We start from the raw sequence: 13,523 nt of genomic DNA on the forward strand, positions 1-13,523 counted from the left end.
GCGTCGTAGGGGTGCATTCTTTGCCCGGGAGCACGAAAACGGACTTTCGTTGGATGAGGCCGATCTCGAGCGGGCATTCGAGGCCGGAGAATTCGTCATGGATTATCAGCCGATCGTTTCGATCCGTTCGGGGGCCGTGACGGGCGCCGAAGCGACGATACGATGGGATCATCCGGAGTGGGGGGCGCTGCCTCAGCGCGTCGTCCACACCGCCGCGGACCGATTGGGCGCGGCGTCCCGGATCGCCGGCCACGCGATCGGCGAGGCGTGCAGGCAGCTCGCACGCTGGAAGCAGCAGGGCGCCGGCGTATCGGCGCTGTCGATGCGGCTCTCGGGCACCCAGTTGGGCGCCGAAAGCGTATTCGAGCGACTCGCGCTATCGATCGAGGAATTCGATATCTCGAGCAGCCAGTTGACGCTCGAAGTGCCGGAAATGTCGGCGCTGGAGGAATCGCTGAGTCTCCTCGATCGCCTGAAGCGGCTGAGGCAGAAAGGTTACGGCATCGTGCTCGACGATTTCGGGGCCCATCACACGGCGATGTCGACGTTGATGGTGCTGCCCGTCACGGGCGTCAAATTCGGCGAATCGTTCACGGAGCGACTGCCCGGTTCGCCGACTGCCGAGGCGATCCTGTCGAGCGTCTCGCGGCTCGCGCACGATCTGGGTTTCACGTTGACGGTGTCCGGCGTCGAAAACGGCCGCCAGTTCGAGCTGCTGCGTCGCTTCCGCGATATCGAACTGCAGGGCGCCTATCTGTTCGAGCCGATGCGCGCCGAGGTCTGGCACGAGCGCGTGAATCCGAGAGCGCTGTCGCAGTTGAGTCTGCGTGAGTCGCCGTTCTGACGCGGCCACCTGGCTTCATTCCGAAGAGCGGGATCGGGCGCGCGTGCAGACCGGCCCGCCCGCGTCGCGAGCCGGGTTCCGCATCCGTCGCGCGCGCCGACGCAAGGACGGCCGCGAGTCGCGGCCGGTGAGATCCGCGCCGCGCTCGCGCGCGCCGACGTCTGACGCGGGCGTTGCGGATGACGCTCATGCCGCCCACGCTTTCCATCCCCAGTCTTCGGCGATCCGGCCGCCCGCCGATCGCGCATCCGATGCGCTCGCGCGTGTCCGTGCGCGCATGCGCGGCGGCTCCGCGCGTTCGACGTGGCCCGCGCGCGGTGCGATGCGTCCGACGACGGAATACGCGTTCGCGGCCGGCGCGTTGCGTGACGCCGTGCCGATTGCAATCGCGGCGAGCCGGTTCGACGGATGTCGATGAAGCGCGAGCGCGAGCGCGAACGCGCGTCTCCGCACGCAGGCCGCCCGGCCCAACGCCGGCGCGGCTCGTGATGGCCGGCGCGCGGTCCGTTCGCCTGCCGATATCGAGCGCCATCGCCTGACGGCTCGGCTCATCGCGAACCTACGATCAGACATTGCCTTTCTTTTCTTCGCCCGGAAATCACAATTGTTAGAGACGCGTCCCCATGTCGTTGTCCGCACACGCTTTCATCGTTGACCGCGGCGCCGAACGTCATCGAGCGCGTGCGTCGAGCCGGCTGCGCGGACATTTCTAAGAACTTTGATTCAGCGGCACATCCGCGATCTGTACAGTCGAATTCCGACGGGCGATGCAGGCCGCGCCGCGCGCTTTCGCGGTTCGTTGTGATGGCGCGCCGAGCCAGGCGCTTTGCGCTTCGCGCATGCCCCGCCGTTCGCCTTCGAAGGCGAACGTGCGGATGCCGCGCGAAGGGTTGGCAAGCGTGCACCGGGTGCGAGGGCAGTCGGCGCGCGCGTCGCGGATCGCGTAGCGCTTCCCGGCTCCGGCATCGGTTCGACTTCGCCGTCGTGGGATTTCATGCTGGAGCTCGACTGCAAGCAAGGCAATACCGGTGCGTTCTCCGTCGCAGGAAACCGTGGAGGGTTTGAGGGCGATGCAAGACTTCGCGAAATACGAATTTCAATCGAATGGCAAAAAAATGTGAGATCCGAAATTTGAGAGAGTGACGAAATGATTGCATATCAACGATTCAAGGAACTCAAAATCGAACTCGAGGCCCGTTTGGCCGATGAGCGCAGGGCTGTCAAGGAAGCTGTCCTTGCCGAGATACGCGCTTGTGTCGACGAGTTCGGCTTCTCCCTGGACGACGTATTTCCTCCCGACGGCGGGCACGGCAGACGAAAGGTCCGGGCCAAATATTATGACCCTGTCAGTGGCGCGACCTGGTCGGGCGTCGGGCGCGAGCCGGTGTGGATTCGCGGCAAAGATCGTGCGCCATTCGAATTGCGGTGCAGCGGCGGCGGCGTACAAGAGCCGTCCTGAATCCATGCGGCCACGCGCGCCGAAAGCCGGCCGCCACGCGCACCGAGGGCATCATCGCCGGCGCGGCAGACAAGCGGGCCTCCAATCCTGACCGCAATATCGTGAACGTTACAGTGTCGCTGCACACCCTGCGCGTCGCTCGATAGCGACATGCATCGCATCCAGCACCGTTGACAGTACGCCCCCATTCGCTTCGGCCGCTCACTTGGCGGCCTACGCTGGCCTCGCCCCGGTCACCCGGCGCTCAGGCTCGTCTATCCGAGGCGAACATCCGTCCAGACGCGGCAACAAGATGCTCAAACGCACGTTGCTCCGCTCCGCCTTCGCGGCCTTGCGAGACCCCGTCTCGCGGGCTTACCACGCGCGCAAGGTCCAGCAGGGCAAGCGCCACACAAGCGCTCATCGCGCTCGCACGACGACGCTGCGACGTCCTGCTCGCCATGCTGCGCGACGGCACCATTTACCACCCCAAGTCGGCCCCTAACGCTTGACGAAAAACATAGGGGCACCCCGCGCAATCGACCGCTTCGCCTCGATCGGTTGTGCGAATCGATCGCCCCCCGTTTGGCCGCGGCCAGCGACCCGTCATGTGACAGATTTTTGCCGATTGGCTAACGATTGGCTGACGCTTCGGTCATCGAAACGATTTTTGAAGCCGTAAACCCTGACGCAAACGATTTCCATGCCGAAGGGCATCTCAAGCATTCCTCATCGCGGCCGTTAGAACATGGCAATGCGTCGCGCGGCGCGACGCGAGTTTCGATGTTGGATCAATCGAGGTGAAGCAATGAATTTTCAGAAAATGACTGTGAGCGCGAAACTGACGATCGCGTTCGGCACGCTGGTCGGGCTGGTGCTGCTCGTGTCCGTTCTCGCGCTGCACGCGCTCGGCGACGCGAACGACCGCTTCGCGAGCTACGTGAGCGGCATCACCGCGCGTGCGGAGGCGGCCGAACAGGTGCGCACGGCGGTGGACCGGCGCGCGATCGCCGCGCGCAATCTCGTGCTCGTGACGAAGCCGGCCGACGTCGAGCTCGAGAAGGCCGCCGTGATGCAGGCGGAGGGGGACGTGCAGGCGCATCTGCGCCAACTGAAGGCGCTGATCGCCAATGCATCGGATTCGAGCGACAAGGCACGCAGCCTCGTCGCCGATATCGATCGCGTCGAGGCGCAATACGGTCCGGTCGCGCTCGCGATCGTCAACGCCGCGCTAAACAATCGGCACGACGAAGCGATCGCGATGATGAACGATCAGTGCCGGCCGCTCCTCGCCCAGCTGATCAAGGCGACGAACGCGTACAGCGACTACACGCGCACCCGTGCGCAGGAAATGGTGCGTGAGTCCGCCGATCATTACGCGACCCAGCGCATGCTGCTGGTCGGCCTCTGCGCGGCGTCGGTCGGCGCGGCGGTGCTCGCGGCGCTCCTTATCGCGCGCGGCCTCATGCGGGCGCTGGGCGCCGAGCCCGCGACGCTCGGCGACGTCACGCAGCGCGTCGCGAACGGCGATCTGAGCCCGGTCGCGGGCGTGCAGTCGGCGCCGCCGGGCAGCGTGCTCGCCTCGATGGGCGAGATGCAGGCGAGTCTCGTGCGGCTGATCGGGCAGGTGAGAACGGCGGCGGACAGCATCGCGACCGGCTCGAGCCAGATCGCATCGGGCAATCAGGATCTGTCGTCGCGCACCGAGCACCAGGCTTCGTCGCTGCAGGAAACGGCGTCCAGCATGGAAGAGCTGACGTCGACCGTCCGGCAGAACGCGGAGAACGCGCAGCAGGCGAGCGCGCTGGCCGCGAACGCATCGGAAGTCGCGCAAAAGGGCAGCGCGGTGGTCGGACAGGTCGTCGACACGATGACCGACATCAGCCAAAGCTCCGAGAAGGTCGCGGAAATCACCGGGATCATCGAAGGGATCGCGTTCCAGACCAACATCCTCGCGCTGAACGCGGCCGTCGAGGCGGCGCGGGCGGGCGAGCAGGGGCGCGGCTTCGCGGTGGTCGCGAGCGAAGTCCGCAGCCTCGCGCAGCGCTCGTCGAGCGCGGCGAAGGAAATCAAGGATCTGATCGGCGCGTCGGTGCAGAAGATCCACGACGGCTCGACGCTCGCGAGCGAAGCGGGCAAGACGATGACCGAAGTGACGCAGGCGGTCGCGCGCGTGACCGACATCATGGGCGAGATCGCGGCGGCGTCCGGCGAGCAGAGCCGCGGCATCGAGCAGGTCAATCAGGCGATCGCGCAGATGGACGAAGTCACGCAGCAGAACGCCGCGCTCGTCGAAGAGGCGGCGGCCGCGTCGAAGTCGCTCGAAGAGCAGGGGCGCCAGCTGACGCAGGCCGTCGCGTTCTTCCGCGGGAATGCGGGCGTCGCGACGCCACATGCGCAGCACGCGGCGCAAACGCCGGCGAAGCCGATGACGAAGCGCAGCGTGGCGGCGCCGCGTCCGGCGCATGCCGCGCCGACGTTCGGCAAGGCGGCGCCGGCCATGGCGGTCGCGACCGAAGACTGGCAGAGGTTCTGATTCTGATGACGACACGCGCGTCACGCGCTTGGAGGAGAAGGCAATGAATGCAATTCTGGAAGCGCCGCACGTGGCGCGCATGAGCGGACACGACGCGGCGCGCGATGCGCAGGAGTTCGTCACGTTCCGGCTCGGCGCCGAAGAATACGGAATCGACATCCTGCGCGTGCAGGAGATCCGGTCGTACGAAGAGCCGACGCGCATCGCGAACGCGCCGGCGTTCATCAAGGGCGTGATCAACCTGCGCGGCGTGATCGTGCCGATCGTCGACCTGCGGCTGAAGTTCGCGCTCGATTCGGCCGAGTACAACACGTCGACGGTGGTCATCGTGCTGAACGTCGCGACGCGCACGGTGGGCGTCGTCGTCGACGCGGTGAGCGACGTGCTCCAGCTCGCGGCGGCCGACCGGCGGCCGGCGCCCGAATTCGGCGCGTCGATCGACACCGGTTTCATCACGGACCTCGGCTCGATCGCGGGCGAGGACGGCGACCGGATGCTGATTCTGCTCGACATCGAGCGGTTGATCGCGGCCGCCGATATCGGACTCGTCGGTTGAGCGGGCGTCGCCGCCGCGCGGCGCTGGCGTGCCGCGCGGCGGCGCCCGGAGCCGCGCCTAGCGCGGTCCGGTCGGCGTGCACGGCGGCCCGAGCGGCGTGCCGTACAGCGGATGATCGCTCATCAGATCGAGCTTTTCGATCGCCCAGCCCGACGGCTGCCGGCGAAGCGTCAGGTAATAGCGGCCCGTCGCGAGCAGCTCGACGCGCCCCTCGGAAAGCGTCGCGTCGCGCGTCTGCATCCAATTGACGGCCGCCTCCGCGCGATCTCCCGACACGTCGATGAGCGGCGTCACGAGATTGTGCCGAGTCGTCGCGGTGGGCCGGTTCGTCACGCTGCCGAACAGAACCTGTGCGAATCGCGCGAGCTGGGCCTGGCCGCGCACGAAGCAGCCCGGACCGTCGTCCGCGGGCTTGCCCGCGTTCCACACGTGCTGGGTCCATACGCCATCCGGCGTAAACAGGCGCGTAAATCGGTCCACGCGGCTTTGCGCCGGCTCTCCGACGGTATCGGCGTCGAGCGTCGCCGCGTACTGCGCGATGAGATACTGGATCTCGATCGCGTCGGCCGCTTTCAACGGGTTCGTCCTCGCCAGACCGTTCGAGGTCTGGGCGACGCTGGCGTAGGAGAGCGCGGCGAGCGCAAGCGCGCCGATCAGTCGGCCGGCGCGAAGTGAGGTTCGATTCACGATGGAGTACCTGTTCCGGTTGTGATGCGGTGGACAAAGAATCGAGCGACCGTCGCATGCAGCCCACGATCGACGTACGCGAGAGCTGGCGGGACGCGGCGCACGCGCGGTTGCGCCGCGCCGGCCGCCGGTCGGCGCGGCCTCGGCGGAATCGCGCCGCAACGGCGGCGCGCTCGGCGCGAGTCGCGCCGCCGGCGCGGTCATCGGTTGCCGAGCCGCAGCAGGAGCGCCAGGCCGCCGACGATCACGCCGACGGCGCAGATACCGGGCCAGCCCGCATAGATCAGCGCGAGGTTGCCGGCTTCCGCGCCGACGGCGACGCCGAACATCGCGCCCGTGATGAGGATGCCGTTCAGGCGGCTGCGCGCGATCGGATCGATCGTGTTGACGATCGTCTGATGCGACACGAGCGCGGCCATCACGCCGAGATCGAACAGAACGGCGCCGATCGCGAGCGCAATCAGCGAGCCCGAGAAAATCCACATGCCGACGAACGAGCCGATGACGAGCAGGCAGCCGACGCGGATCGCGGGCAGCGGTCCCGCACGGTCGGCGAACCGTCCGAAAAGCGGCGCTGCGAGCGCGCCCGCGGCGCCCGCGACGCCGTACGCGCCGGCGACGCCCGAACCCTGATGATAGGGCGGCGCGGCGAGCACGAGCGCGAGCGTCGACCAGAATGCGCCGAGCGACATCGCGAGGAGTCCTTGCGTATACACCGCCCGGCGCAGCGCCGCGTGCTGCCGCCAGAGCTTGACGAGGCTCGCCATCAGCTGCGAATACCGGCCGCCCGCGCTCACGGGCAGCGCCGGCAGGAGGCGCCAGACCGCCAGCACGACGAGGCCTTCGAGCGCCGCCGCGACCGCGTAGATCGCGCGCCAGCCGAATTGCTGCGCGACGAGGCCGCCGAGCGTTCGGGACAGCAGCACGCCCGTCAGCAGGCCCGTCGTCACGGTGCCGACGATGCGGCCACGATGCGCGTCAGGTGCGAGCTGCGCCGCCACCGGAATGAAATCCTGCCCGACGCTGCTGAACAGTCCGATCGCGGCGCTCGTCAGGATGAGCGCCGCATAGTTCGGCGACAGCGCCGCGGCAACGAGCGCGAGGACGAGCAGCAGCCCCTTGCAGACGATCAGCGAGCGGCGGCTCAGCATGTCGCCGAGCGGCGCGAGCAGCAGAATGCCCAGTGCATAGCCGATTTGCGTGAGCGTCGGCGCCCAGCCGATGAGCTGCGGCGGAACGTCGAAGTCGCGCTGGACGAGGCTGAGTATCGGCTGGATGTAGTACACGTTCGCGACGCCGATCCCGGTCCCGATTGCCAGCAGCAAGACAAGGCGTCGCGACAGCGTTTCATGACCCATCGATAACGCGGCAGGTGTCGTCAAGATGTGCTCCTTGCTTCGAAGAATGAATGGACAACGCCCATCGGCGGACGGCGCGCGGCCATCGACGCGCACCGATGCCCGCCGGCGAATGTCGCGACGCGGATTCCGGCTCGACCAGCCGAATTGCAATCCGACCCTTTCGCCGATTAGGCGGCCAAATATGATCTCATGCAAATAAATCTTATGCGATATTTATTGTGTTGTGGCAATCAATCGATATGAGCATATCGATAGAGAGAATTGAGTCTAATTCGTGTCATTTGAGGATTTGGCGTCCAAATTGACGGAATTTAGGCGAAAAAATCGCCAGCATCCGGCAAATTAATTGCTGTTGCGAATTGACCGTATGCGATCTAATATTGCGCAGCATCGCGTTGAAATCGAAACAACTCATCCAGTCGTTTCTTTGCTAAAACGGCATTTCGGGAGTGCCTGCGGATGCATACCCCACCTCGTTTTTCCTATACCCGGCCCGCCGAACTCGACCTCGACGAGCCCGCGCGCGTTCCGGTCGTGATCGTGGGCGCCGGGCTCATCGGCCTCGCGCTCGCTTGCGATCTCGCCCAGCGCGGCGTGGCGAGCGTGGTGCTCGAGGCGCGCGACGCGCCGATCGACGGCTCGCGCGCGATCGTCTTCGCGCAGCGCAGTCTCGAAATTCTCGCGCGGATGAAGCTCGGCCCCCGGCTGCGCCAACAGGGCGTCAACTGGAAGGTCGGCCGCCTGTATCACCAATCCCGCGAAGTGTTCAGCTTCGACTTCCAGCCGGAGCCGGGATTCGAGTGGCCCCCGTTCATCAACGTGCAGCAATCCTATATCGAAGAATGGCTCGCGCAAGCGTGCGCCGAGAGCGGCCTCGTCGATCTGCGCAGCCGCAGCCGCGTCACCGACGTGATCGGTCGCGCCGACGGCGCGACCGTCGCGGTCGAGACGCCGGACGGCGATTACCGGCTCGATTGCGATTGGCTGATCGCGTGCGACGGCGCGCGCTCGACCGTGCGAAAGGTGCTCGACCTGCCGTTCGTCGGGGAGATGTTTCCCGATCGCTTCCTGATCGTCGACATCGAGATGAAGGACGCGTCGCTTCGCGCCGAGCGCCGCTTCTGGTTCGATCCGCCGTTCCATCCGAATCGGTCGGTGCTGCTGCACAAGCAGCCTGACAACTTGTGGCGCGTCGATTTCCAACTGGGCGCCGATGCCGACCCGGTGCTCGAACGGGAGCCCGAACGCGTCGAGCAGCGGTTGCGCGCGATGTTCGGCGACGAAGCGGCGTTCCGGATCGACTGGGTGAGCGTCTATACGTTTCGCTGCCGGCGCCTCGCGCGCTTCGTCCACTCGCGCATCGCGTTCGCGGGCGACAGCGCGCACGAGGTCAGTCCATTCGGCGGACGGGGCGGCAACGGCGGCCTGCAGGACATCGACAATCTCGGCTGGCGGCTCGCCGCGATCGTACGCCATGGCGCGCCGGCATCGCTGATCGATTCGTATGGCGAAGAGCGCGCGTTCGCCGCCGACGAGAATATCCTCAACTCGACGCGCAGCGCGCGCTTCATCTCGCCCGAGAGCCCGGCCGTCGACGTGCTGCGGCGCGCGGCGCTCGCGCTCGCGCGCACGACGCCGTTCGGCCGCGCGCTCGTCAATTCCGGGCGGCTGTCGCGTCCGGCCGTGCTGACGGGCGTCGGGCAATTCGCCGGCGCCGTCGCGCACCCCGGCGTGCTGAAGCCCGGCTCGCCCGCCGTCGACGCGCCCGTCAAGCGCGCCGGCGAGCCCGACTGGCTGCTTGCGCACCTGGGCGGGCCGGGGTACACGCTGCTCGTCTACGGCGATCCCGACGACCCGGCGATCTCCGCGCTCGCCGCCGCGCCGCGCGCCGCTCTGCTCGACATCGTCGTTGCGTCGCCGACCCGGCCCGCGCGCGAGCACGACGCGCCGGGATGTTCGACGCTGTGGGATCACGAAGGCTTCGTCGCGCTGCGCTACGGCCTCGCGCCGGGCAACGCGGTGCTGCTGCGGCCGGATCAGCACGTGCTCGGCTCGTTCGAGCGTGTCGATTCGAGCGCGCTGCGCACGATCCTCGATCGGGCCGTCGGCGCACCGGTTCCCCTTTGGTTCGAGGAGACGCAATCATGAGCGGCAACGTGAGCGACAGCTTTGCCGCGCCGTTGATGGGCGCGCGCGTTCCGGAGCTTGCCGATCCGGATGCCTGTTTTTCGATGCTGACCGATGCGTGCCGCGATCTCGACGATGCGCAGGGCCACCTGTTTCATGCTCAGCTCGTGCTCGTGCTGATGCATCACATCGCGGATCCCGACGTGTTGCGCGACGCCATCGCGATCGCGCGCGCCGGCATCGACTGATCCACGAGGCCAAATTTCCGGGCGAGCGCGCGAGACGACGCTGCCGCCCGTTTCAATGTGGGATTTCCGCGATCGAGGGCACGAAACCATGTTCAAGACTACTGAATACAGGCGCGATTCCATTTATCGCCAAGGATTCGAGGATCCGCCCGGACGCATTTTCGTGAGCGGCCAGCAGGCGCTGGTGCGTCTGCTGCTCGCGCAGGCCGCCGCCGACCGCGCGGCGGGTCTGAACACCGCGGGCTTCGTGAGCGGATACCGGGGATCGCCGCTCGGCGGCGTCGACCACGAGCTCTGGCACGCGAAAGCGCGACTCGAGGACGCGCATATCCGGTTCCAGCCGGCGATCAACGAGGATCTGGCCGCAACGGCGCTGATCGGCACGCAGCGCGTCGAAACCGATGCGACGAGGCGCTACGACGGCGTATTCGGCATGTGGTACGGCAAGGGGCCGGGCGTCGATCGCTCGGGCGACGCGATCAAGCACGGCAACGCGTACGGATCTTCTCCGCACGGCGGCGTGCTCGTCGTGACGGGCGACGACCATGGCTGCGTGTCGTCGTCGATGTCGCACCAGTCGGATCGCACGCTGATCGCGTGGGGCCTGCCCGTGATCCACCCGTCGGGACTCGCCGACTACGAGCGCTGCGGGCTGTGGGGCTGGGCGCTGTCGCGCGCATCGGGCCTGTGGGTCGGCTTCAAGGCGATCACCGAGACGGTCGAGGCGTCGGCGTCGGTGCCGACGTTCGAGCCGCCGCATTTCACGCAGCCGCCCGTCGACCCCGGTCCGGACGGACTGCATTGGCGGTGGCCCGATCTGCCGGGCATGCAGATCGAGCGACGCCATCCGTACAAGCTCAAGGCGGCGCGCGCGTTCATGCGCGCCAATCCGCTCGACGAGGCCGTCACGACGCCCGCGCGGCCCGTGCTCGTGATCGCCGCGGTCGGCAAGGCTTATCGCGACGTGCGCGAAGCGCTGCGGCAAGGGGGCGTGTCGCTCGACCAGCTCGAGCGGGCAGGCGTCGCGCTGCTGAAGATCAACGTCGTCTATCCGCTGTCGCCGTTGCTGGAAACGTGGGCGCATCGCGCGGGCAAGGTGTTCGTCATCGAGGAGAAGCAGCCTGTCGTCGAGGAGCAGCTCAAGCACTGTCTCTACAACGCGCGGCACGACCGCCGTGCGACGATCGTCGGGAAAGTCGACGAGAAGGGCGCCCCGCTCGTCTCGGAACTGGAGGAACTGCGCCCGTCGCGCGTCGCGCCGCCGCTCGCGCGACAGCTGAAGGCATTCGACGTGCCGCTGCACATCCCGCACGCGTGGGGCGCGGCGCCCGCGGTCCGCGCGCAGGCGTGGATCCGGCGCACACCGTATCTGTGCTCGGGCTGCCCGCACAACACGTCGACGCGCGTGCCGGCGGGCAGCGAGGCGCGTCTCGGCATCGGCTGTCACGCGATGGCGGCGCGGATGCCCGAGCGCACGACGAGCGGCAGCGTGCAGATGGGCGGCGAGGGCGTCGACTGGCTCGGACAGGCGCCTTTCGTCGATACGCCGCACATTTTCCAGAACATCGGCGACGGCACCTTCTTCCATTCGGGCTATCTCGCGATTCGGCAGGCGATCGCCGCGGGCGCGACCATCACGTACAAGCTGCTTTACAACGACGCGGTCGCGATGACGGGCGGCCAGCCGGTCGACGGCCAGCTCACCGTCCGCAAGGCGGCCGAGCTCGTGCTGAGCGAGGGCGCGCGGCGCGTCGTCGTCGTGGCAGACGACCCCGGCCGCTACCAGGCTCACGACAGCCTGCCGAAGGGCGTCGACGTCCATCACCGCGATCAGCTCGACGACGTGCAGCGCCAACTGCGCGACACGCGCGGCGTGAGCGTGCTCATCTTCGATCAAGTCTGCGCGACCGAGGCGCGGCGCAGGAAGAAGCGGCAGCCGCCGCCGGCGGTGCAGACCCGGGTCGTGATCAACGAGGCCGTGTGCGAAGGGTGCGGCGATTGCCAGGTGAAGTCCAACTGCCTGTCGGTCGTGCCGGTCGACACGCCGTTCGGCCTGAAGCGCGCGATCGACGCGCACTCGTGCAACACCGACCTGTCGTGCGTGAAGGGCTTTTGTCCGAGTTTCGTGACGGTCACGGGCAGGCCGCGCGAGCGCCGGCCCGCGCAAGCCGATCCCGCCGACGTGATCGCGCGCGCCGACGCGCTCGCCCCACCGAAGCCGCACTCGCTCGACGAGCCGTTCGAGATCATGCTGGTGGGCGTCGGGGGAACGGGCGTCGTCACCGTCGCGAACGCGATCGGGCTCGCCGCGCACCTGGACCGGCGCGCGGTCAGCGTGCTCGACTTCACGGGCTTCGCGCAGAAGGGCGGCGCGGTGCTCAGCCACATCCGGATCGCGCGCGAGGCGGAGGTGCTGCATCAGTATCGGATCGACCGCGGCGGCGCCGACGCGCTGCTCGCCGCCGATCTGCTCGTCGCCACCGAGGACGACGCGCTGGCGTCGCTCGAACGCGGCAAGACGCTCGTCATCGCGAATACCGCGCAGACGCAGACGGGCGCGATGTTGCGCGATGTCGACGCGCGCATCGAGACGGACGCGATCCAGTCGCTGATCGAGAAGATCGCAGGCGCCGAGCGTTACGACGCGATCGATGCGAAGGCGCTGGCGACCGAGCTGCTCGATCCGATGCAGGCCAACATGCTGCTGTTCGGCTACGCGTGGCAGCGCGGCGCGGTGCCCGTATCGCTCGCGTCGCTGCGCCACGCGCTGAGCCTGCAGGGCGGTCAGGCCGACGCAAAATATCTCGCGTTCTCGTGGGGACGGCTGTGGGCCGCGAATCCGGCGTTCGTCGCGCACCATCTCGGCACGGCCGGCTCGAAGCCGTCGGGCGCGTGGCGCCCCGTCGGCTTCGTGCGGCGCAAGAAGGAGACCATCGACGAATTGATCGAGTCCCGCTCGGCATTTCTCACGCAGTACCAGGACGCGCGCTATGCGGCCCGCTACCGGCGAATGGTCGAGCGCGTGCGCGCGGCTGCGGCGCCGCTCGGCGACGTCACGCTCGTCGACGCGGTCGCGCGCATGCTGTTCAAGCTGATGGCCTACAAGGACGAGTACGAGGTCGCACGCCTGCATACGTCGAAGGCGTTTCTCGACGACTTGCGCGCGCGTTTCGACGGCCGCGCGAAGCTGACCTTCCATCTCGCGCCGCCGGCGCTCGACGCGCTCTCGAAACAAGGCAGCCGGCCGCCGCGCAAGCGCGCATTCTCGCGCTGGATGATCCCGGCGTTGCGCGTGCTCGCGGCAGGGCGCGTGCTTCGGCACACGCCGCTCGACCCGTTCGGCTGGATGGCCGAGCGTCGCGACGAGCGCCGTCTCGTCCACGAATACGAAGAGACGCTCGATCGCTTGCTGCCGCGGCTTTCGCGCGACACGCTCGCCGACGTCGTCGCATGGGCGAAAACGCCCGACGCGATTCGCGGCTACGGATACGTGAAGGCGGGCGCGATCGTGAAGGCGCGCGAACGGCAAGCCGAGCTCGTCGAGCGGATCCTGGGCGGGCACGCGAAGCCGGCGGCGGCTCCCGTCACTGTGCGGGCGCACGACGAGAGCGGAGCCGAGACGGTCGAGTGAGCTGAAAGGCGCATGGAACCGACGCGCGGGAAGCGGAGCCCCGCGCGTCGGTCCCGTGTCGCATGCGGCTTCGGTCCCGCGCCGCCCGCCCGGCG

10 protein-coding genes and 1 pseudogene are annotated in these 13,523 nt (G+C 67.8%); 9 read left to right on the plus strand and 2 right to left on the minus strand.

From position 1 onward, the window contains the following. The first annotated feature begins 97 nt into the window (after positions 1–97). From BG90_RS16620 to BG90_RS16640, 6 genes and pseudogenes are all read left to right on the plus strand, one after another. Entirely contained in the window at positions 98–844 is a 747-nt protein-coding gene (locus tag BG90_RS16620) for an EAL domain-containing protein (protein WP_045568232.1), read from the plus strand. An 826-nt stretch (positions 845–1,670) separates the two neighbouring features. Continuing rightward, on the plus strand, positions 1,671–1,979 hold the full coding sequence (locus BG90_RS33085; protein WP_124072268.1) for a hypothetical protein: 309 nt from the start codon (positions 1,671–1,673) through the stop codon (positions 1,977–1,979). Positions 1,980–1,991: 12 nt separating this feature from the next. Further along, positions 1,992–2,303, plus strand: a complete 312-nt coding sequence (locus BG90_RS31130; RefSeq protein ID WP_010103473.1) for an H-NS histone family protein — start codon at positions 1,992–1,994, stop codon at positions 2,301–2,303. 187 nt (positions 2,304–2,490) lie between these two features. Beyond that, positions 2,491–2,794: pseudogene (locus tag BG90_RS33090) on the plus strand (transposase); the annotation flags it as partial. A gap of 296 nt (positions 2,795–3,090) precedes the next feature. Beyond that, the gene (locus BG90_RS16635) at positions 3,091–4,818 is read left to right on the plus strand and encodes a methyl-accepting chemotaxis protein (RefSeq protein ID WP_010115246.1); all 1,728 of its coding nucleotides are present in this window, start codon (positions 3,091–3,093) and stop codon (positions 4,816–4,818) included. Positions 4,819–4,861: 43 nt separating this feature from the next. Next, positions 4,862–5,374, plus strand: coding sequence for a chemotaxis protein CheW (locus BG90_RS16640; protein WP_010115247.1), 513 nt, complete (start codon positions 4,862–4,864; stop codon positions 5,372–5,374). A 57-nt stretch (positions 5,375–5,431) separates the two neighbouring features. On the opposite strand, the gene BG90_RS16645 is transcribed toward BG90_RS16640, so the two are convergent. Next, positions 5,432–6,265 (minus strand): nuclear transport factor 2 family protein, encoded by an 834-nt coding sequence (locus BG90_RS16645; RefSeq protein WP_107950804.1) that lies wholly within the window; start codon positions 6,263–6,265, stop codon positions 5,432–5,434. Continuing rightward, positions 6,262–7,443, minus strand: coding sequence for an MFS transporter (locus BG90_RS16650; RefSeq protein ID WP_232239010.1), 1,182 nt, complete (start codon positions 7,441–7,443; stop codon positions 6,262–6,264). Before BG90_RS16650 ends, BG90_RS16645 begins: the two co-directional genes overlap by 4 nt. A gap of 438 nt (positions 7,444–7,881) precedes the next feature. On the opposite strand from BG90_RS16650, the gene BG90_RS16655 reads away from it, so the two are divergent. From BG90_RS16655 to BG90_RS16665, 3 genes are all read left to right on the plus strand, one after another. Continuing rightward, complete coding sequence (locus tag BG90_RS16655) at positions 7,882–9,570, plus strand: FAD-dependent monooxygenase (RefSeq protein WP_038801769.1); 1,689 nt, start codon at positions 7,882–7,884, stop codon at positions 9,568–9,570. Beyond that, a complete protein-coding gene (locus tag BG90_RS16660) occupies positions 9,567–9,797 on the plus strand; it encodes a DUF2783 domain-containing protein (RefSeq protein WP_010111916.1) in 231 nt (76 codons plus the stop codon). The genes BG90_RS16655 and BG90_RS16660 overlap by 4 nt, the downstream gene beginning before the upstream one ends. An 88-nt stretch (positions 9,798–9,885) precedes the next feature. Then, positions 9,886–13,428, plus strand: a complete 3,543-nt coding sequence (locus BG90_RS16665) for an indolepyruvate ferredoxin oxidoreductase family protein (protein ID WP_010122909.1) — start codon at positions 9,886–9,888, stop codon at positions 13,426–13,428. The last annotated feature ends 95 nt before the right edge of the window (positions 13,429–13,523 follow it).

Source organism: Burkholderia oklahomensis C6786 (assembly GCF_000959365.1).
Classification (GTDB): domain Bacteria; phylum Pseudomonadota; class Gammaproteobacteria; order Burkholderiales; family Burkholderiaceae; genus Burkholderia; species Burkholderia oklahomensis.